At 36.5% G+C, this 20,533-nt stretch carries 18 protein-coding genes and 2 tRNA genes; 5 read left to right on the forward strand and 15 right to left on the reverse strand.

The annotated features are described in order from the left end of the window. Positions 1-137: 137 nt before the first annotated feature. The 4 genes from LT090_RS08360 to LT090_RS08375 form a co-directional block, all read right to left on the reverse strand. A complete protein-coding gene (locus LT090_RS08360; RefSeq protein WP_068546368.1) occupies positions 138-695 on the reverse strand; it encodes an NAD/FAD-utilizing enzyme in 558 nt (185 codons plus the stop codon). 211 nt (positions 696-906) lie between these two features. Further along, positions 907-983: transfer RNA gene (locus tag LT090_RS08365), tRNA-Pro, on the reverse strand. A gap of 94 nt (positions 984-1,077) precedes the next feature. Beyond that, positions 1,078-2,832: a DUF3413 domain-containing protein gene (locus LT090_RS08370; protein ID WP_068546367.1), complete on the reverse strand. Its 1,755-nt coding sequence runs from the start codon at positions 2,830-2,832 to the stop codon at positions 1,078-1,080. A gap of 26 nt (positions 2,833-2,858) precedes the next feature. Continuing rightward, positions 2,859-3,074 (reverse strand): YejL family protein, encoded by a 216-nt coding sequence (locus tag LT090_RS08375; RefSeq protein WP_068546366.1) that lies wholly within the window; start codon positions 3,072-3,074, stop codon positions 2,859-2,861. Positions 3,075-3,238: 164 nt separating this feature from the next. On the opposite strand from LT090_RS08375, the gene yejK reads away from it, so the two are divergent. The 4 genes from yejK to LT090_RS08395 all read left to right on the forward strand — a co-directional run bounded on the left by yejK (position 3,239) and on the right by LT090_RS08395 (position 7,257). Then, positions 3,239-4,285 (forward strand): nucleoid-associated protein YejK, encoded by a 1,047-nt coding sequence (yejK, locus tag LT090_RS08380; protein ID WP_068546365.1) that lies wholly within the window; start codon positions 3,239-3,241, stop codon positions 4,283-4,285. A gap of 135 nt (positions 4,286-4,420) precedes the next feature. Further along, a complete protein-coding gene (gene pyrC, locus LT090_RS08385) occupies positions 4,421-5,449 on the forward strand; it encodes a dihydroorotase (protein ID WP_068546364.1) in 1,029 nt (342 codons plus the stop codon). A gap of 25 nt (positions 5,450-5,474) precedes the next feature. Beyond that, a complete protein-coding gene (locus tag LT090_RS08390) occupies positions 5,475-6,353 on the forward strand; it encodes a 6-carboxytetrahydropterin synthase (RefSeq protein WP_068546471.1) in 879 nt (292 codons plus the stop codon). Between the two features lie 7 nt (positions 6,354-6,360). Next, entirely contained in the window at positions 6,361-7,257 is an 897-nt protein-coding gene (locus tag LT090_RS08395; protein ID WP_068546363.1) for a M23 family metallopeptidase, read from the forward strand. 81 nt (positions 7,258-7,338) lie between these two features. Here LT090_RS08395 and LT090_RS08400 read toward each other — a convergent pair whose 3' ends face one another. The 4 genes from LT090_RS08400 to LT090_RS08415 all read right to left on the reverse strand — a co-directional run bounded on the left by LT090_RS08400 (position 7,339) and on the right by LT090_RS08415 (position 13,449). Further along, entirely contained in the window at positions 7,339-8,616 is a 1,278-nt protein-coding gene (locus LT090_RS08400; protein ID WP_068546362.1) for a tyrosine-type recombinase/integrase, read from the reverse strand. A 499-nt stretch (positions 8,617-9,115) separates the two neighbouring features. Next, positions 9,116-12,157, reverse strand: coding sequence for a PqiB family protein (locus tag LT090_RS08405; RefSeq protein ID WP_068546361.1), 3,042 nt, complete (start codon positions 12,155-12,157; stop codon positions 9,116-9,118). A 4-nt stretch (positions 12,158-12,161) separates the two neighbouring features. Continuing rightward, the gene (locus LT090_RS08410) at positions 12,162-12,812 is read right to left on the reverse strand and encodes a paraquat-inducible protein A (RefSeq protein ID WP_068546360.1); all 651 of its coding nucleotides are present in this window, start codon (positions 12,810-12,812) and stop codon (positions 12,162-12,164) included. Then, a complete protein-coding gene (locus LT090_RS08415) occupies positions 12,802-13,449 on the reverse strand; it encodes a paraquat-inducible protein A (RefSeq protein ID WP_068546359.1) in 648 nt (215 codons plus the stop codon). The genes LT090_RS08410 and LT090_RS08415 overlap by 11 nt, the downstream gene beginning before the upstream one ends. A gap of 307 nt (positions 13,450-13,756) precedes the next feature. Between LT090_RS08415 and LT090_RS08420 the strand changes: the two genes are divergently transcribed. After that, positions 13,757-14,542, forward strand: coding sequence for a MipA/OmpV family protein (locus tag LT090_RS08420; protein ID WP_068546358.1), 786 nt, complete (start codon positions 13,757-13,759; stop codon positions 14,540-14,542). A gap of 108 nt (positions 14,543-14,650) precedes the next feature. Here the strand turns inward: LT090_RS08420 and LT090_RS08425 are convergent, their stop codons facing one another. The 7 genes from LT090_RS08425 to LT090_RS08455 all read right to left on the reverse strand — a co-directional run bounded on the left by LT090_RS08425 (position 14,651) and on the right by LT090_RS08455 (position 20,517). Further along, positions 14,651-15,172, reverse strand: coding sequence for a hypothetical protein (locus LT090_RS08425; RefSeq protein WP_068546357.1), 522 nt, complete (start codon positions 15,170-15,172; stop codon positions 14,651-14,653). Beyond that, on the reverse strand, positions 15,162-15,728 hold the full coding sequence (locus LT090_RS08430; protein WP_068546356.1) for a phosphoribosyltransferase: 567 nt from the start codon (positions 15,726-15,728) through the stop codon (positions 15,162-15,164). Before LT090_RS08430 ends, LT090_RS08425 begins: the two co-directional genes overlap by 11 nt. A 118-nt stretch (positions 15,729-15,846) precedes the next feature. Further along, positions 15,847-16,785: a M28 family peptidase gene (locus LT090_RS08435; RefSeq protein ID WP_068546355.1), complete on the reverse strand. Its 939-nt coding sequence runs from the start codon at positions 16,783-16,785 to the stop codon at positions 15,847-15,849. A gap of 69 nt (positions 16,786-16,854) precedes the next feature. After that, the gene (locus LT090_RS08440; RefSeq protein ID WP_068546354.1) at positions 16,855-18,018 is read right to left on the reverse strand and encodes a tetratricopeptide repeat protein; all 1,164 of its coding nucleotides are present in this window, start codon (positions 18,016-18,018) and stop codon (positions 16,855-16,857) included. 258 nt (positions 18,019-18,276) lie between these two features. Then, positions 18,277-18,367: transfer RNA gene (locus LT090_RS08445), tRNA-Ser, on the reverse strand. A gap of 186 nt (positions 18,368-18,553) precedes the next feature. Then, positions 18,554-19,660 (reverse strand): alanine racemase, encoded by a 1,107-nt coding sequence (gene alr, locus LT090_RS08450; RefSeq protein WP_068546353.1) that lies wholly within the window; start codon positions 19,658-19,660, stop codon positions 18,554-18,556. Beyond that, positions 19,660-20,517, reverse strand: a complete 858-nt coding sequence (locus LT090_RS08455) for an aminotransferase class IV (RefSeq protein WP_068546352.1) — start codon at positions 20,515-20,517, stop codon at positions 19,660-19,662. The genes alr and LT090_RS08455 overlap by 1 nt, the downstream gene beginning before the upstream one ends. Positions 20,518-20,533: the final 16 nt, after the last annotated feature.

A 20,533-nucleotide genomic window follows, 5' to 3' on the forward strand; every position in this document is an offset into this window, starting at 1 on the left:
ATTGATCTTAAAAATTGAACTGATGTTTTGATTTTAAATACGAGGTAATAGTGCGGAATGTTATTCGCATTCCGCAGTGAATTGTTTTTGTGAAATAGACCTATATCGTTTCTAACTTTTGTTTTATTTTTTCGTAATTAGGGCATCATCTTCATGAAGCTTTGGTATTTTTCTTGTCCGCGAATGACCCAACTTGGTGTTGCTTCACCGGTACTTTCTACAACAAGTGCAGGGTGTAGATTGATAACTCTCTCTAAAGTAGATTCTTGAGAAGGGTCGGTATCGACAAAAAATACATGATTACCGTTATTTAATGTTTTTTGGAAACGTTCAAATTCTACATTTGGACGTTGTATACCAATGAAGCCACCTTCCCAGGTACAAAACCCGAGCAGTACGATAGCTAAAAAGATAAATGGCATCCAACCTGCCGCGGTATTAGTCCAGTTAAGAAGATAAGCTGTAAGCAATACTAAGGTTGCCGCTATAACGCCAACTAAGGCTCCTACTTCTGTAGAGTGTACAATATCCTTTTTGAGTATTGATTCAACTTCGTGCAGATGATTAAGTTGCACTTCAGCATCCTGATCACTAAGAACGTGCATTTGTGGTCTTTTAAATCCATTATCAAGAAGCTCTTGCTCAACGCTTACGAGCTCTTTAAGGTCGTTTGAAAGATAGTAGTGGCGCACCATAGTTAACCTCCAAGCACTTCCATTATGCAAGTAATAGGACTTGCCACGCGTTCCTTGTATGGGCTTGCCCAAAGAAATAGAATATGTCCTGTAAAGCTTAATTATAGCACTTAGATGATTTTAGGTATATTTAGTGACGGTTTTGGATTTGAATAACTGAGCGTTAGAGTAGCCAATTTTTGAGCTTAACGGGTAATTGAAAATAGATTTTTGGTCGGGATAACAAGATTCGAACTTGTGACCTCACGTCCCCCAGACGCACGCGCTACCAGACTGCGCTATACCCCGACTACAAAAAGGAGTGTTGATGTACACTCCTTTATCTTTAATCAATAGTTCGCTGTTTGCAATGAATTTTTAAAGTTAATACTGAAAGTATTGGTTATTGATCAGAGTTTTCTCGATTCTCTTCTTCTTTCCCTGAGGTTTCAGCATTATTGATACTAAACTGATTAATCAAATTAACCCCGTCAATGAGCATTGGGAAATCAGAGTCTTCGCTAATAACTGTTTCTAATTGAGTAGAGTAGCTAGAAAAATTACCTTGCTGATCGATTAGTAAGTTCTTGTCTTTCTTCGTGACGATTAGTCCTTGCTCAGTGATATTGGCAACCATTCTGTCTTCATCTAATCGATATAGGTTTTTACCGTTAGAATAGGCTTTATATTGAGTTCGACATTCAAAGTAATAACGCATCAATGTCGTTTGAATATCCATAACATTGGCTAAATCATTTATTTTTTGCTCGGTTTTTCCTGGCCATATTAATAATGCAGGTTTAGTCTTGAATGCCGTCGTATTGTCCTTATTTCCAAGTGAACCCAACCAAATAACGTCTTTGATATCAAGTTGCTGCTGAGCGAGTAGCAGGGCATTTACAAATAACTCATATTGATAGTCAGATTGGCCACTAAAGTAAAATATATGGATACCCTGAGGAATCGTTGTTAAGGTTTCCTCGGCGATCACTTTCGATATATCGGTATGGTGTGCTTGATGATCGACTAGGTTTGAAATCCATTGTGGGCTAATATTTTGTTGGTCAATTGTTTCGAGGTTAGTTTCAGCGTTATTCTTGTCACTAGACTTTGAGATCACCGTTAAACTCGTGGTTAGCTTATGTTTTTTTGCTAATTGAAATAATAAAGGTGTTTCTTTTTTCTCAATCATTTCAATTTGATAGACATTTGGTAAACTATAAAATAGGTTAAACCAAGCGTCCTTAGCATTTGAATTATCAATATAGTTTAAAAACGTGGTTCCTTTAATAGGAGAGTAAGTGTTTAAATTTTTTAATAACCTAGTGTTTAGTTCCTGATCCCTTAGAACTATATAAACGGATTGTTTAGGTTGCTCTAATTCTAAACATTTCATTTCTAATTCTGGATAGTCCGGGATTTTTGATTTAATTGAAAAAGGTGAATTTTTTCGTTGTTCATAATCATCTTGATTAAACAAACCGTATTTGGTCAACAAGGTTTTAGCTGTAGACGGATAAGATAAAGGTAGAACGGTGTCTTGTCTTAAAACGTCATATTCTAGTTTTGCATCTGCCCACACGTGAATAAGGTGGCTAGTAACAAACGAAGCAACAAGGATAGCAACGATTACTTTTGGAAACTTACGTTGTTGCAATTCACGCATATGTTTCCACGCATAGTTACTCATTACCAATTCAAACATTAATATCGCAATAAACGCCATTACAGCAAGAGCAGTAAAAGAAAGACTGTTGTACGCCATCTGTTCTTTTACTAGGTCAATTATTCTTGCTAAAGAATCAAAGTTTAAGTGATAACCTAGTTGTGAATAGGTAAAACCGTCTATAACGAGTAGAGTTAACAGAAAAGTAAATATAAACGATGCTGCGCCGCGTATTACTCTAGTTTTAGGGTAAAGCAAAGTTAGCGGGAATACGGTAAGGACAAAGCAAATAAAAGTTAAAAACGCCATATGAGCAAGCCAATTACTTACCATAAAGACTTTTCCAATAAAACCAGGAGCAATACCTTCAGCATCAATAAATATAAGCGCGATCACTAAAGCGGCACCAATATTAAAAAATGTAAACCAATGACCCCAGCTCACTAAATGCAGTAGTCGTTTGCTATATGAACTATTTTCTTTACTAACCATATAATTAATCGCTAAATTTTGTTATTTTATTGTTTTGTTGATTGCGCAAGCGCAGCAGCGAAATTTTTAACAATAGATTCTCGTTGATTTTCGGGAACTTGATTATTAATTATTGTAGATAAAGAGTTACCTAAACACATTAGGGCAAGGTCTGTCGAGGCTTCTTCGTTAACGAGAACATCGATAAGGTCTTGGACGATTTTTTCTACACGTTCGTTAGAATACTTAGATACAATAGGCATTATTTTTTAAAATTACATCCTGTTTGAAATGAATTAATTTTTAATGGTTATTTAATAGCCTTAAGTTTAGATTAAAAACACAATTTAAACGAAAAAACTAAAAATAATTGTTAATTAATAATAGTTTATCAAAAGCTAACCAAAGATAAAACTGACCAATTACTATGAGCTTAAATATTACCAATATCGATCTGCACTATTTAACTAAGGCAGAGAACAACAGTGACGTAAAAGTTACTGCCAGCAAAGGGTTAATAGAAGTTAACGAAAAAATTTCTGCCTTTGTTGAATCATTACACAATATCTATAACAGTAAAGGCTCAAAGGCCTTTGGCGCATTTAAAGAAGAAAATGAAGACAGTGAAACACAACCGTTTTCTAAATTAATGCAAGATTATTTAGATGATGAACAACAATTTATTCCTTTCTCGAATCAAGCTACGATTCGTTTAAAACAAGAATTGCAAAAATATGAACTGGCAGAAACAGGTTATCTTGTGACATGTCATTACGAAATGTTAGGTGGTCGTTTTCTGTTAGTTGCATTATTACCAGTTAGCGAACATTACTACGTAGACGGTGAATTAAACATTGCCAATGATCAGCACATCGATACGTCAAAATTGCAATTAGCAGCTCGTATTGATTTGTTTGATTATATAGATAACCGAGAAAAAGGCCGTTATATTTCGTTCATTAAAGGTCGCGCTGGTCGTAAAGTAGCTGATTTCTTCCTTGATTTTCTAGGATGTGAAGAAGGCTCTGATCCTAAGAAGCAAACTCAACAATTGGTCGAAGCGGTAGAAGAATACGTTAATGTTCAGCAATTAAACCCTGAAGAAAAACAAAATACTCGTAAAGAACTGCTTTCGTATTGTAAAGAGCAGCAACAAACCGGGCGTGAACTCGATATGACTGAATTGTCGCAAGTAATGCCTCATCACGATGATGGCGAAAACTTTTTTAAGTTTTGCCAAGAAAATGACTTAGACATAGAAGAGAAATTTCCACACGATCAAGCGGTAGTTAATAAAGTAACTAAGTATTCAGGTGTAGGTGCTGGTATTAGTGTTAGTTTTGAGCGCTCACATTTTGGTAGTGACGTAACTTATAACCCAATAAAAAGCACGTTAACCATACATAAAGTTCCACCTAATCTAAAAGATCAGCTAATGAAATTGTTGGCTCAAGCGGAAACTGACGAAGATTAAGCAACTAAATATCAGTTTATTTACTGATTTTAGCAAAAACATGGCGTTAATTTTTGCCTTGTATCAAGGGTACAGGTAGGATCTTAAACGCAGAACCATATTTTATACAAAACATCATTTTAAAAGAGCTAGATAATGACAACATTAACAATTACCCGACCTGACGATTGGCACGTACATCTCCGCGATGGCGATGTGTTAGTTGATACTACACGCGACATAGGCCGTTATTTTGGCCGAGCGATAATTATGCCAAACTTAGTGCCGCCGGTAATGAATGCAGAGCAAGCAACAGGGTATTACGAGCGCATTAAAGCGGTAAATGTTAATGATAATTTTGAACCTTTAATGGTGCTTTATCTTACGGACAATACTACAGCTCAAGACATCATTGATGCAAAAGCAACTGGTTTAATTGTTGCAGCTAAGCTATATCCTGCAGGTGCTACTACTAACTCAGCATCAGGTGTGACGGATATCAACAACATTTATCCAGTATTAAAAGAAATGCAAAAGCAAGAAATGTTGCTGCTATTACACGGTGAAGTTACAGACAATCATATTGATATTTTCGATCGTGAAAAAGAGTATATTGATCGAATTTTAACGCCAGTTGTTAACGATTTCCCTGATTTGAAAATTGTCTTAGAACACATCACCACTAAAGATGCTGTGGATTTTGTAAACAGTGCGAGTGATAACGTTGCTGCAACGATCACTGCTCATCATTTATTATTTAACCGAAATCATATGCTAGTTGGCGGGATTCGACCGCATTACTTCTGTTTGCCGGTATTAAAGCGCAATATTCACCAACATGCATTGGTTGAAGCTGCTACAAGTGGTAGTAAGAAGTTCTTCTTAGGTACTGATTCAGCGCCTCATACCAAAGAAAATAAAGAAAACGCTTGTGGGTGTGCTGGTTCATATACTGCTCATGCAGCGATTGAATTGTACGCAGAGGTATTCGAACAAGAGAATGCTCTTGATAAGCTTGAAGGGTTTGCAAGCTTTAACGGTCCTGATTTTTACAATTTACCACGTAATACCGATACTATTACATTAGATAAAGTAAGTTGGGATGTGCCAGCTACTATGCCGTTTGGCAGTGACCAGGTTGTGCCAATTAGAGCTGGTGAACAAATTCACTGGCAAGTAAAGTAAGCGAAAGGGCAACTAAATGAAGAATATGCAGCTATTCGTTAACGATTTAACCGTAATAGATTTTTCCTATTTATGCTCGAACAGGGGCGTTGTAGGAGAAAGTTGGATTGTTGACGTGCTGTTAGCAGGCGATCTTAACGCTGAAAGTATGGTGCTTGATTTTGGAATTGTTAAAAAACAAATTAAGGCAATCATTGATGAAAGTGTCGATCACAAGTTGGTACTACCAACACGAAATAGTGATCTAACCATTAGTCAATCAGCGAGAGCAGAGCATTTATTTGTCGATTTTGCTATTGCAGACAAAGCAATCTACCTGCAATCTCCTGCACAAGCATTTGCACAAATAGATACTGATGAAATCACAGAAGAGTCGGTAACGCGTTACTTAGAAGTTGTTATAAAACAACAACTTCCGGAAAACGTTCAAGGTATTAGTTTAACACTAAGAGCTGAACAAATTGACGGTGCTTTCTATCATTATACCCACGGTTTAAAGAAACATGATGGTAATTGTCAACGTATAGCCCATGGTCATCGTTCAAAAATTACGATTTTAGAAAATGGTAATCGTTCGAAAGAATTAGAAGACAATTGGGCGAATCGTTGGCAAGATATCTATTTGGCAAGTGAAACCGATCGAATTGAATCGGACCAAGTTGAGTTATCACAGAGTGCTAAATCAAATTTAACACCCGATCATCAATTCTTTTCTTATTACGCTCCGCAAGGACGTTTTGATATCGCAGTGCCGACTAATATTTTAGAAGTTGTCGATTGCGATTCTACGGTTGAACTTTTGGCTGATTATATTGCCAGACAAATTAAGAAAACAAAACAAGACTCCCAAATACAAGTGGTCGCCTACGAAGGTGTAGGAAAAGGAGCTATCGCTAATGCTTAGAATAAACATGTCTAAACAAAAAATACTAAAACACAAAGCATCAAAAAAGTTATTGTTACCAATAATTTCTTCACTTTTCGCACTAGGTTTTACTCATAGTGCATTAGCGAAAGTTGAATTGAAACTTGATGGCGACATTTTACAAGGTTCGATGGTCGTTGGTAAAACGACACCTAATAGTAAAGTCTTTTTCGATGATGATCCGTTAAAAGTTTCAAGACACGGGTTGTTTACTTTTGGTTTTTCTCGTGATGATGAAAGTAACCATAAGTTATTGATCGTTAATGAGAATAATGAAAAACTTGTGCAATATTTGAAACCTAAATCTCGTACTTATAATGTACAACGAATCGAAGGCATAGATAAGAAAATTATGTCGCCAAGTAAAGAGGCTTTGGCTCAAATCAAAAGCGACGGAATAAAGATCCGTGCGGCAAGGGCGATTGCATCCGATAACATTGATTTTGCCCATGGTTTTAAAGCACCAGCAACCGGTCGTATTACTGGCGTATATGGAAGTCAAAGAATATACAATGGCGTACCCAAAAACCCTCATTATGGTTTAGATTATGCGGGTCCTAAAGGGACTTCAGTATTTGCTCCAGCAGCAGGAGTTATCACATTATGGGAACCTGCAATGTTTTATTCAGGCGGTACCTTAGTAATCGATCATGGTCATGGCATCACCTCAACATTTTTACATCTAAGTGATTCTAAAGTACAAGTTGGTGATCGTGTATTACAAGGACAAGATGTTGCAATGATAGGCTCTACAGGAAGGTCAACAGGGCCTCATTTAGATTGGCGAATCAATTGGCATAACGTTCGTTTAGACCCCGCATTAGTGCTTAACTTAAAGAATATGAAAACTTTTAAACAAAAAAAGCAGCAAAGCGCTGAGTAGAGAATAAAAGCATACTCAGTGACATAGACATAAAAAAAGGGCGCTTCGGTGCCCTTTATTTGTAATGGTTTTTGGTTTTGTTCAACGACTTTCAATAAGACGTTTTTTACCAGACTTAGCGCGCTCTAAGTGATCAGACTGTACATAAACTCTGTCTGTTGTGCCCATACTCGCATGGCCCAGTTCATCTGCCATATGTTTTAACGGTCTAGATTCTATGTCCATTGAAGCGCCAGTGTGTCGTAACCAGTGAGTTGTTGCTTCTTTTAACGTTTGCGCTTCATCGTTAAAACCTTCTTGAACCATTTGCTGATAAGCAAAATCAAAGGCTTGCTGTACTACACGTCTTAACTGCCGTGACGTCGGTCCACCAGAGCCTTTAATTTTATTAATCAAGGGATCGGTTTCACTCGATAAAGGGAAGCCATTTAAACCACGGCTTTCACGGTAACGATGTAAGTATTTTAAAAACGAGTCGGGGACTGATACATCACGCTGTTTAGAGCCTTTACCGAATACTTTAAACCAATGGTTTTTATCTTTATCCTGCCAAAAATGTCCCATTACTGGCGACCAATTACTGCGTTCAGAAAGCTCTGAAACCCTTAAATATAGCGTTTTTAGCGAAGCGATGATGAATAAAGTGCGCTCATGATCTTCGTTATCATCGGCCATTTTAGTGGTGCTTTCTAAGATATAATCCCACTGTAAGCTCGATAGACGTTTAACTTCTGTAAAAGAGCTATCTTTGATCAGATACGGGCAATCTTTTTTAACTGAAGCAATGGCGTTTCCAAAGGCATAATCTTCAGTAACTAAGTAGTCGTAAAAGACATTCAGTACTGAAAATGTCGCTTTAAGATTATCCTGGGAACACTGATAGTTTTGCTTTTTCTTTTGAAAGTCGATGTTATCAAGGCGTTGCGCTTTAGGGATTTTGATTGTAAAAGGACGCCAGTTTTCGTTAACCGACCGAATGCCATTACGGTTTTCATAACGAGCGTAGACGTTAGTAGCTATCCATTGGTGTGGAGGTTTATGGACGAAATCAATATAAGACTCTAAATCTCTGCGTTTTAATTGCACTACAGATTTTTTAGCAACGAGCCAAGCCCATAGTAAAAATTTTTCAGTTTCGCCGCGAAACAAATTATAGGTAGCTTCATTACGACGTCCTTTAGATTGTAAAAACTCTTTGGTGTACTTATAGTCGTCGACTGCATCATCAACATCATCGGTGACTGATTCAACAAATATTTTTACGTTAGGATTATCATCTGAAAATAATTGGTTTTTGTGGAGTTGCTGAAAATGACGGTGAGAGTCAAATAATGGTTCGGCATTAAAGAGTTCGGACATAACTTATCAATTCGCTTTTATTGTTGTTTGTATGTTTTGTTCATACCAATGTTTTTAAAACTAAAGATTCATTGATACGAGCAATTAAGCTGTTTGAACCAAGATATTGGATAAATAGCTAAAATCACTGAAAACCAGTAATTCCAGATTTTATTAATCAATACAAGGATTAGTCTATGCTATCGTTTATAATATTAAATGTCCACTAATTAACATTAACGGACATTTGAGTGGGAGATATCGGCCTTTGTTAATCCTAGTACGTTAAATTTAACGTATTTGTTCGCACTTTAATTAAATATACATAACTAGCTAAAACTATCACGAATGGTTTCTCTAATTGTATTACACGACGTTTTTAAACTCTTAGTTTCTTTAGTTTCTAATTGCCGACTATATTCGTAATTAGCATTGCAAAATTTAAATCAAAAAAAAGCAGATATCTCTAACTGCTATTTTTTAATTTTTACTTTGTTTCTTGAACCGATCTATTTGAATGTTAACCTTTTGAATCTTCACCAGGTTGATGAATTAATGGTTCATGCATTTCTTCAATTGGTTTAGTTAACGTTGGATTCCATTCTAACCAACTTTCATCAGCTTCATCGTATAATGGAAATTGGTCTCCATCAGTTGCTAATGTTTCTTTATTCGATTCTGGTGTTACAAAAGCAACACCGCCGGCAAGAATTGTGTCCATCGATTCAGTTTCAATATTCATCCCAGAAAATAACCCAGCTTCAACTTTAATGCCGCTAGCGTTGTAAAACTTAGAGTCCTTAGATACTAGGTGTTTATATTGCTCATCAATATTTAGATAAACATTTACACCATTAGCATTCTCGTTAAGCTCTATACCAAGAACACGTCCAACTTTGATTTGGCGATATAACACTGGATTATCCGGCTGAATTGAGCCTTTAACTGAAGTCGTTAAGGTTAAGTTAGTTCCGGACGGTACTTGTTTTAGTGCCGGAGCCTGCAATAATCCTTTAAATTCAACAGATTGTTCGCCGTTACCTGGCATTACTCCAATATAATTACCGGTAAAGTAGGCTTTAGCATTGGCTACACGGGCAACACTTACTTCAGGTTTTACTAACCAGAACTGCGTGTTTGTCTGAGTGAATTGGCTATATTTATCTGAAATATCAAGGGTTAATTTTGTTGACATTAGATCGCTAGTAACTTCTAAATTCTTTACCGAGCCTATGGTATGGCCGTTATAATCAACGTTAGCGCCCCTTTGAATATCAATCACTTCGTTAAACGTAACGGTAATTAATTTACCAGTTTGAAATATAACCTCATTGTTTTCGTATAATTCAAAAATATCCATTTCTTCAGCTAAATTATTGAAATCTGCATAGTCGTTATTAAGTGCTAAGCCACCTCTAAGGATACTTTGCAAGCTTTCTGTTTGAACGTTTAGTCCTTTTAAATTTGCTTTAACATTAAAGCCACTTGCTTGGTGAAATTTAGATGTTTTACTGACTAAATATCTAAATCTTTCAGCAATTGTTGCCGAGATATCAACGGTTAAACCATCTTTATTCAAGTTAACGGTATCTACAAAACCGATAACCATTTTTTTATAGCTAATAGGTGAACCTTTCTCAACCGAGGTGCCGTACTTTGCATGCAACCTCAATTGTAAACCTTCGTCTGTAGCTTCAGATTCTGGGGCCTTTCTTAGCAAAGTAAAGTGATTTTTAAGAGCACCTTCACCAGGTTTAACCTGTAGAAACATCCCCGTCAATAAAGCATTAAAACCTGCGATATTTCCTGCTGTCAAATTCGGTTCCACAATCCAAATCTTCGAGGATTCTTTAAATAAGTTATTGTAATCTGATTGGTAACCGATTGTTACAATTGAACTTTTAAAGTCTGAACTCGGTTTTACTGACTTAACGGTACCAATATGTTTTTCGCCAAATTTTAACTTTGTTAAACCTGGAATAATTTCATAACTTAAAGGCGCTATAATAGTCACAACTTCTGTATTTAGTGCTTCTTCCAAATTACGGTTCATAACAAATCGATGTCCGTCTTTTACAGAAGATGAGTTTTCAAAATCAATGGTATGGAATGAAATACCACCAGTCATTAATGCTTGTATTGGTGAGGTACGAATAGAAAAGCTTTTTAATGAACCATTAACCTCAATCCCCCCTTGTTCATAAAACACTGACGAAGAGTTAACTAACGACTCATATTCTGGCTCAATGAAGATGTGTACATCAAAACTTCGTTTATCAGCAGCAAGTTTATGATCTTGAACAGAACCTACCCGTAAGTTTTTGTAAAATACAGGTACACCAAAACTTAAAGAATCGACATTATCGGCGGTAATATTAAGGTGTAAACCTTTTTCTTTGAAATCAAGAGGCGGCGCAGATGGTAAAACATCGAATTCTCGAGATGGTTCACCATCCCCTATTCTAAATGCAACGTATGAACCACTAAGTAATCGGTCAATATTAGACACACCAGCTAAGCTTATAGACGGCTTAACCAACCAAAAGTCCATTCCTGATAATAAATATGGCTCTAATCTTGGATCGATTAATACGCTTGCCGTAACGCCGCCACGGGCTTGGTTATATACAAAATCTTCAACTACGCCAACTTCAACGCCTTCAAAAATAACTTTAGTTATACCAGCTTTAATACCCGAATTCTTTGGAAAGTGCATTTTAACGGTTATGCCTGATTTTGCCTCATCAAAACCTTCATATAACGGATACTCAGTAAAGTTTTGAACAATAGTTGTTGTATCACCTAACTCCGGTGTTTCAAATGCTATACCGCCACCAATAACTGATGCCATTGATTGTGTGCGAACCTTAAAACCAGATAAATCACCGGTCATTTCAATGCCACTGGCGTTCCAAAAACGCGTATTAAGCTTAATTAAATCACGGTATTCTTCTTCAATTAAAAGGTTTATTTTTATGTGGCTTTTGTCTTTAGAGAACTCGTACGAATATACTTCACCTACTTGGATTTGTTTATAGAATATTTTACTGCCGTGTGTAATTGAACCAAGCTCTTTCGCGTGCAAGGTAATGTGCAAACCAGCCGCATCTTCTGATTTTGGTGGTGGCTGTTTTAATGAAGTATATTCTCTAACTTGAGTTTCACCTTCCATTGGCAGCATTTCAAAATAATTACCAGTGATAACTGTATCTAATCCAGAAACGCCTGATAAACTTATTTCTGGCTTTACTAACCAAAACAAAGTGTTTTCCGTAAGGTATTGTTTTGTGCTTTGCTTAAGCTCAACCGTGGCTAAAACCGTTTGCAAGTCTTCAGTCATATCAAGATCGGTTACTAAACCGATAGGAAAACCTTTAAAACGAACCTCAGTTTTACCCGCAACAATGCCTTCAGCGCTCGTGGTCTTTATAATAATATCGACGCCAGCCTCAGAAAAAGACTTAAATACAAGCCACAAAGCTATTAATACCGCGAGAACCGGCAATAGCCAAATTGAAGATATTGGCGATTTATTTGTTAAAACTACTTCAGCATCTTTCATAACATTATTTTTCTTTTATTGGTTTATCAGGAGTATCTTTATCCCAGATTAAACGAGGATCAAAACAGTTTGCGGCAAATATAGTTAGTATAACCATTACGCCAAAAGCAGTAGCGCCAGGTCCTGCGATTATTTCAACCACAGATCCAATTTCAACTAAGGCAACAAGTAATGCGACTACGAATACATCCAACATAGACCAACGACCGAAAATCTCGATATATCGGTACATTTTAGTTCGTTGAAGTTTAGTTAACTTAGATGGATTTCGTAAAGACCATAGCAATACTAATAACCCAATAATTTTAGCCAATGGAACAACAAAGCTGGCAATGAAAACAATTGCAGCGATCGGGTACATGCCAAACTTTAGTAACAATACGATGCCAGACAATATTGTATCTGGCTGACCTTTTCCGAAATAGAGTATCGTCATTATCGGATACATGTTTGCTGGAAAAAACGCTATTAATGAACAAATGGTCCATGCCCAGCAGCGCTGCAGTGAGTTATTCTTTCGCTGCTCAATTTTGCTATCACAACGCGGACAATAATTATTTACATCTTGCTGATACTGACTAACTAAATGACAGGCGGGACAAGCTGCTAAGCCTTTTTCCATTGCTGTAGTCACACTTACTTCGTTATCGCTCATCGAAGTCATCCCAAATTAGTTGTTTATCTAACGTTATCTTTAGTGAAAGTACGCAAAGCATTAGACCAGAAAAACACAATAAGCCTAAATTGAATGACAGATCCGCCATGTCTTTAAGCTTTATTATAGAAACAAGAATTCCAATTAAAAATACTTCAAGCATTTCCCAGCTATCTACGTGATGATAAAACAGCATTAGGTTTTTATACCAAGGTTCGCTATGTCGATTCAGCTTGTGTCCTAAACAAATCGTAAAACTTGCTGATAGCTTAATTAATGGTGTTAGAAAACAAAATAAAAATATCGAAGTTGCAACGAAAAACAATTCGCTATTCCACAACGCTATAATTGCTGAAAAAAGACTCGCCGAGCTTTCAACCGATAACAGCTTCATTGTCATCAACGGACTAAACACAGCTGGAACAAAAAACATCAAACCAGCGAAGCTTACCGCTAATGTTTTATTAATAGAGTCATGTTTTCGCTCTACAATGCCATGATTGCAACGTGGACACTTAGCTACCTGCCCTTCATCTATAGAGTCAATTGTTACTAAAGCGTCACATTCATGACAAGCAAACTGTTTTTGCTTCAAATTTTTGTTCTCAAAATAATGTAATAAATTGTTAATATACATAACGTTTTCTTATAACAACCATTTTTAAAGATATTTGCTCACAAGGCAAGTAATATCTGACCTTGTCAACCAAATGTACGGTTATTAACCATCTTGAGTGGCTATTTATTGCACAACAATGTAATTTTGATATTACAACTTGATGATTTTTATTAGAAAAGTGCTATTTCAATACAAATAATTACTTGCATACTGAGCAAATTAAACTAATACTTAACTCACGTAGGCAGTTTTGTGTCTGCTAAATTTAAAATAAAAAAACAATCAACCTATACCTAGGTTTGTATTTGTCGTTAAGGAAATTAAAATGAAAAAATTATTATTAGCTTCATTATTAACCGTTGCATCAGGTTCTGCTTTTGCAAAAGCCGGTGTTGCAGGTAGTGTTGACAATGTTCCAGCACAAGGTGAAGAAGCAGGTTCTGGTTGGAGCGTACAATTAGGTTTAGGTGTAGTAAGCGCACCTGAGTTTGCAGGTTCTGACGAAACAGAAACTACAGCAGTGCCATTGATTAACGTTTCTTATAATAATTGGGCATATTTTGAATATAACAAATTAGGTGCTTGGTTATGGCAACCAGATGACACAGGTCTTCGTTTAGGTGTTGTTGCAACACCTAAAAAAGGTTATGACAAAGGCGATGGTCCATTCCCTGGCCATGAAGTAGACGATCAAACATTAGCGGGTCTCCGAGTAAACTGGAAAAGCGGTATGTTTGCCCTTGATGCACAAGTGCTAGGTTCAGCTGAAGAAGACTCGGGCGGTGAGGTTCGAGTTCAAGGTACTTACACTTGGGTTCTATCTGAAAAAGCTACATTAACAGCATTAGTTAAAGTTGAAGCGGTGTCTGAAGACGCTGTTGATTACTATTACTACGGCGGAAACGTTCAAGATAATACTTACACTCCAGATGCTGCAAACAACGTTTCGTTCGGTGTAATTGGTACTTATGCAATTGCTCCTAAATGGACTCTATTAGGTGCTGTATTAAACACCTCTTACGATGATTCAATCACTGACGTTCAAAAATTCAGTGGTAACGCAGAAGATTCAGGCACAACAGCGTTTGTTGGTGCTACTTACAAATTCTAATTTTAGAACTTGATAAGAAAAAAGGCCTCATCTGAGGCCTTTTTTGTATCCGTTGCTTATAACAGGTAATGGCAAACACCCTATTCTGCATTATCTCTTTTACCGCTTTTATTTAGTAATCTTAGAAGTCTTTTCTATTTTGACATTCTCGTTATTCAATATAAGCCCCAGATCACTTCCATATCTTAACGATTCAATATACGGCGAAATAATTTCTATGGTGCATGGTGGTTGGAAATGATCGGGTTTAGTTTCTAAGTGTGGATAATAAAATAAAGCTTCATATTGTTTGCCTTTATACTCTAAAACACAAGCACAAAAAGAAAACGTTTCCGCTGCGATATCTTTATGCCATTTTATGTCAGTAAATAAATAATCTGGCTTTTTAATGTTAATGTGTAGATTAGCCGTTGTTAGATTTATGGTAGCCATAAAATAAGATTCGAGATCTAAGCCCAACGCTTTAAAGAAAGGTTTCTGAAGTTTGACAGTGCCAGCTTGAAAAGGAGTATTGTTGGAGCGCCCTGAAGCTACTTGAAAGCCTTTGACTACTTTTCCTGTAACTTGAGTTAATGATGAAGAGTTATTAAAAAAGGGAGCGTATAGCTCCCTTTGTTGTTTATTCTTCATCGAATAGAATATCTTTAATATTGCTAATATCGTGTTTGCCAGCAAATAACTCTTCTTTTGTTAGCCCTGAAAGTTCATGTGGAAACACCAACCATTCATCTGAAGAATGAATGTAATAATTAGGGACTAAATCAACTTTAGAGTTTTGCGGTTTATAGTAAGGCGTTGCAACACGAATATCTGTTGGGGTATTTAATCGCATTTGAGTGCGAATCTGCTCAATAAGAGCAACGACACTGCGCCCTGAATCAAAAACGTCATCAACAATTAATAGAGCATCATCAGCATTCGCGTTTTCAATTAAGTAATGTAATCCATGTACCTTGATTTCTTTCGCTTGCTGGTTAATACCGTAATATGACGACGTTCGCACCGCAATGTGATCCGTTTCTACGCCCTTAAAATCAAAAAATTCCTGTACAGCAATACCTATTGGTGCACCACCTCGCCAAATACCGATAATAAACTGAGGTCTGAAACCATCTTTATATACTTGATGTGCGACACGAAATGAGTCTTCAAGTAACTCTTGTGCGGTTATAAAATTCTTTTTCATTTGCAGGAAACCTATTAAATTAAGCGATTATTAACTCAAGCTATTAGAAGCACTAGCGTTGTTTAAAATTAACTAAATTATAACGTAATATTTAGACAATATTGTCATTAAATTGTGCTTATTTTGCATAATATTGATCAAGCTTAACAATCACTTGCTTAATTGCTGCAAAAGATTCCTGAAAAAACTCTAAATCGACATTTTCAAATTTGTCTGTTGGTTGATGATAACGATGATGATTTTCAGAAGTTAACAGGATATAAGGGATCCCCTTTTTATAAAACTCGTAATGATCGCTGGCTTTATGGAGGTCAATTTTACTATTCACTGATGAAATAAAAGTGTCTTGTAAATATCGTTTTTTATAGAACTTAAACTTATTATCACTATCTATTAGGATATCGATTAATGGCGCGAGCTGTTTTTGTTTTTTAGCACCACTTAATATTAAGCCTTTTTTTCGGTAACCATACGAAATCATATCTAGATTTAGATTAATTTTAATGTTCTCTAAATTAACGCTGGGATCGTCTAAAAACGCTGTAGCGCCCTTCAATCCTTCTTCTTCTGCATCTGTGGCTACAAGCACTATGGTGTTGCTAATTGAGGTGTTGTCTAACCAAGATTTAATAGCAAGTAAAGCTGCGGTACCTGAAGCATTGTCATCTGCACCAGCATATACCTTGTTACCTTTCTTCCCAAGATGATCATAATGAGCGGTAACAACGATTACCTGGTCAGGATATTTATCACCAACTTGGGTAAATATATGGTTAACCCCTTTTTTAGAGGTGACCCCTTTTGAGTAGGTAAATTCTTGAGTTTGGTATCGTTGATTTGTATTTTTAACGGTAAAAAATGATGCAATATAACTTTGCGCATCAATATGCCCTGGAGTGCCAACTTTTCGTCCTTGTAGCCTTTTAGAAGATAAGAATTCTAAATGAGAAATCAGTTGTTTGTTTTCTTTAGTTTCGTAATCAAGTTGTCTGGTAAGTTTTAGATTGTGCGTCGCATTTTCGCCCTCTTGTGAAGCTAAAGCAATGCAATCAAACATTAAAACAACCGATATCAAGCCAATTGAAAATAATCTTAAAAGAGCAATATGTAGTATATTCACTAGAGCCTATAATTTACTCAACAAGTTTAGTTTGCTTCGATATTTTTCTTTAATATCTTTAAAGTTTGCTTTGTTCTGTGCCTTAGCCAAGTTAGATTCCGCTTTATCGTACTCACCCAGCATATAGAAAGATCGAGACAGGCCAAAATAGAACTCGTGCTCTTCAGGCTCTATGCGTTTTGCTTTATTGTAATGCTTAATGGACTGCTTATAATTACCATTAAAGTAGGCTTCTTCACCTAGCAAAGCATGGTAGTACGGATTTCGAACGCGATGACTATACAGAAATTTCTTAATGCTATCCGATTCTTCAATTCTTCCTTGACTCTTGACTAAAATTTCCAAGTTGCTCCATGCATTAAAGTTATTATGATTGTAATTTACTGCCGACAGATAGGCTTGCTCTGCAACTTTATCTAGACCGACTGATTTATATAAATAACCTAAGTTACTCCAAGCGGCAGAATACTCATCATCTTTGAGTAAAGACGCCTTGAAGTATGCGTAGGCTTCGTCATATTGACCATTTGCAAGAGCTTGAGCACCTATATTGTTGTAAAACATAGCGACGACCCTGTCTCTGGCGATTATTTTTTTACGAAAATGTTTTTTGGTAGTATATGGGTCGAAATCGATAATTGTTTCTTTCTGGCCAACAAGTACTCTATATGGTGTCTTACTATCTCCTATAACCTTGAGATTAACATGGCGAGTTAACATATTATAACCGCCCTCTCTTACCCAATACTCTGGAATTAATATCTCTTGAAATCTTACTTGTAAATTCGCTTCTCGGGCTAATGCATATGCTAGAATTGTTAACGATAAACAATTGGCTTCATATTGTTTAAAAGCCTGCGAAGCAGTCAAGTTCGCACCATAACGGTACTGAAGATTATAGGTTGTGCGACTAAATAATTTGTTAAGAAGTAGTGTCGCTCGAATATTAGGATCTTCCTCAACTATTAAACTGTTAGTTACGAAATCTTTCATACTTTCGTCAAGAGCAAAGATTTCTTCTTCTGTGGGTACGTCGAATGTTTGATATTGAGCGAACGCGTTATCTATATATAACAGTTCATTATCTGTTTTTACTGTTTGTTCAGGAGTCGAAGAACAACCTGAGATAGCAGTAAACATAACGACACTCAACATCAAATAAATCTTCATAACCCAACCTCAAATATATTAACGTCTTCATTTAATATAATCCTTATTGTAGAAAAAGTAACCTTAAAGCGCTCTATATACATACATATTTACAATTTTTTTAATCTACAAGGAAGTATTGAATATCGAAAATGCAGGAGCAATTTTCGATACACTTCAAGGATGAAGTTATGTGGTTTTCACATGGATGTGGTAAAAACCTGGAGATATCGAACCGCTAAAAAGCAAAAACCCAGCCGAGGCTGGGTTTTCTATATATGGCGGTGAGATAGAGATTTGAACTCTAGAAGGGCTACAAACCCTTGCCGGTTTTCAAGACCGGTGCTTTCGACCACTCAGCCATCTCACCAATGACGCGAATATTAAAGATTGCTGAGCCAGTTGTAAAGGGCTAATTCTAAAAATTCTTAATTAATTTGTTAAATAATGTTTGTTTGTTGAAAAAAACAACAATCTAAGCTGTATCAGTGCAAATTTATCTATATTTAAAAAAATAAATGAGTTGTTTATGATTCACTTATCTATAACAGACAATCTATTCGACCAAAACCGTCGGTGTTCTATTAGGTAGTCTCGCTAATATTTCATAACCGGAAGTATTTGAACACTTAGCAACTTCATTAACAGACAATCCTTCACCCCATAAAATTACAGTGGCACCCACCGATACGTTACTAATATCGGTTACATCGATTGTAATCATATCCATTGAAACCTTGCCTGCCAGTGGTGCTATCACTCCATTTACCAACGTCGGCGTACCAGATTTAGCACTTTGCGGGTAGCCATCACCATAACCTATGGCAACAGTAGCTATTTTTGATTGTCTTTCTGCAGTCCAAACTTTGTTATAACCAACCGATTCACCTTTTTCTATGGAGCGAATTGAAATGATTTCCGACTGCATTGTCATCGCTGGTTTTAATTTATCTGCGTAATTACTTTCTGACAAAAGTGGTGAATTACCGTACAGCATAAACCCTGGTCGATTCCATTCTAAGCGACTGTCTGGCCAAGCCATGATTGCTGCTGAATTAGCGACGGAACATTGTATTTTTGCATCGCTATTTAAGTGATTAATTAATGAACTTTGTACCTGCTTAAACTTCTGTATTTGAATCTTTGTATCTTGATAATCTTGTTCGTCGGCCGATGAAAAGTGAGTTGCTAAAACAATACCTTCGTTTACATTGTTACTATTATTCAGCTCAGCATAAACTTTTATGGCTTCTTCATTCATTAAACCAAGACGGTGCATGCCCGTATCGACCTTAAGCCAAACATTAATCGCTTTTGAGATCCTAGATTCGACTAACCATTTCGATTGTAGTTGGTTACTTATCATGATCCAGAAGTCATTGTCTGCAGCAACAGCAATTTCGTCTTTGCTAAACACACCTTCTAGCAAAAGTATTGGCTTATCAACACCAGCGTTTCTAATTTCAAGTGCTTCTTCGATGCAGGAAACACCAAAAGCATTGACTAGAGGATTTAAAATATTGGCAACAACAATGGAACCGTGACCATAAGCATTTGCCTTTACAATTGCTAAGTTTTTAGAATGCGGTGCAAACTGTTGCACCACATTAAAGTTATGGATGATTGCGCTTTTACTGATCAGCGCTTTTGTTGGACGAGCCATTAGTAATTATATTTTCCTAAACTATATAGTGATTGCGCTGCAAGCCACACATCCCCTATTTCACCGCTTCCTACAGGTTTGCCATCTAATATGGTTACAGGAGCAATTTCCTTGCTAGAACTTGTTAACCAAATTTCATCAGCGCTTTCAACTTCTTTACGAGTTACTATTCGTTCTTCGACTGTTAAACTTCCATCTTTGGCTAAAATATCAAGTAAAATTAGCCGCGTAATACCAGGTAAAATTTGATGATCTAGTGGCGGTGTAGCGATAATACCATCTTTCACGATATATGCATTACAACTGCTGGCTTCAGTTAATTCATCGTTATCATTAAATAATATCGTTTCATTACAACCTGCACTGTGACCTTGTTGAAAGTGCATTACATTGCCTAAAAGAGCTGTTGATTTAATGTGACAGCGTTTCCAACGCAAATCCGTATTTGAGTTTACGCTGTATTTCTTTGCTTTAGTTTTATCTGCTACTGCTGCTTGCGGTATCTCAAAGGTGAAAGCATAGACTGTCGGTGTCACATTTTCTGGATACGCATGATATCGTTTACTGTCAGTACCACGACTAACATGTAAGTATATTCCCAAATTTCCAGCGCCATTTTTTTCAATAAGCTGTTCTACCACATCTCGCCACTGTTGTGTGCTCCAGTTAAGCTTTATATCTATTAAGCTTAGGCCTTCTTGCATTCTAGCAACGTGAGGGCCAAAACCGACAAGTTTACCATCATAAGAAGGTACAACTTCGTATATGCCATCGCCAAATAAAAAACCTCTATCCATAGGTGATATTTTTGCTTCTTCCATCGGCATAAATTCATTATTTAAAAATACTATCGACATTTTAGGTCTCTTTATT

It is taken from the genome of Thalassotalea crassostreae, assembly GCF_001831495.1.
GTDB lineage: Bacteria > Pseudomonadota > Gammaproteobacteria > Enterobacterales > Alteromonadaceae > Thalassotalea_A > Thalassotalea_A crassostreae.

Bases quoted from the DNA above. Each gene is read 5' to 3' on its own strand.
- LT090_RS08360 (WP_068546368.1), bottom strand. From the start codon at position 695: ATGGTGCGCCACTACTATCTTTCAAACGACCTTAAAGAGCTCGTAAGC.
- LT090_RS08370 (WP_068546367.1), bottom strand. From the start codon at position 2,832: ATGGTTAGTAAAGAAAATAGTTCATATAGCAAACGACTACTGCATTTA.
- LT090_RS08375 (WP_068546366.1), bottom strand. From the start codon at position 3,074: ATGCCTATTGTATCTAAGTATTCTAACGAACGTGTAGAAAAAATCGTC.
- yejK (WP_068546365.1), top strand. From the start codon at position 3,239: ATGAGCTTAAATATTACCAATATCGATCTGCACTATTTAACTAAGGCA.
- pyrC (WP_068546364.1), top strand. From the start codon at position 4,421: ATGACAACATTAACAATTACCCGACCTGACGATTGGCACGTACATCTC.
- LT090_RS08390 (WP_068546471.1), top strand. From the start codon at position 5,475: ATGCAGCTATTCGTTAACGATTTAACCGTAATAGATTTTTCCTATTTA.
- LT090_RS08395 (WP_068546363.1), top strand. From the start codon at position 6,361: ATGTCTAAACAAAAAATACTAAAACACAAAGCATCAAAAAAGTTATTG.
- LT090_RS08400 (WP_068546362.1), bottom strand. From the start codon at position 8,616: ATGTCCGAACTCTTTAATGCCGAACCATTATTTGACTCTCACCGTCAT.
- LT090_RS08405 (WP_068546361.1), bottom strand. From the start codon at position 12,157: ATGAAAGATGCTGAAGTAGTTTTAACAAATAAATCGCCAATATCTTCA.
- LT090_RS08410 (WP_068546360.1), bottom strand. From the start codon at position 12,812: ATGAGCGATAACGAAGTAAGTGTGACTACAGCAATGGAAAAAGGCTTA.
- LT090_RS08415 (WP_068546359.1), bottom strand. From the start codon at position 13,449: ATGTATATTAACAATTTATTACATTATTTTGAGAACAAAAATTTGAAG.
- LT090_RS08420 (WP_068546358.1), top strand. From the start codon at position 13,757: ATGAAAAAATTATTATTAGCTTCATTATTAACCGTTGCATCAGGTTCT.
- LT090_RS08425 (WP_068546357.1), bottom strand. From the start codon at position 15,172: ATGAAGAATAAACAACAAAGGGAGCTATACGCTCCCTTTTTTAATAAC.
- LT090_RS08430 (WP_068546356.1), bottom strand. From the start codon at position 15,728: ATGAAAAAGAATTTTATAACCGCACAAGAGTTACTTGAAGACTCATTT.
- LT090_RS08435 (WP_068546355.1), bottom strand. From the start codon at position 16,785: ATGTTTGATTGCATTGCTTTAGCTTCACAAGAGGGCGAAAATGCGACG.
- LT090_RS08440 (WP_068546354.1), bottom strand. From the start codon at position 18,018: ATGAAGATTTATTTGATGTTGAGTGTCGTTATGTTTACTGCTATCTCA.
- alr (WP_068546353.1), bottom strand. From the start codon at position 19,660: ATGGCTCGTCCAACAAAAGCGCTGATCAGTAAAAGCGCAATCATCCAT.
- LT090_RS08455 (WP_068546352.1), bottom strand. From the start codon at position 20,517: ATGTCGATAGTATTTTTAAATAATGAATTTATGCCGATGGAAGAAGCA.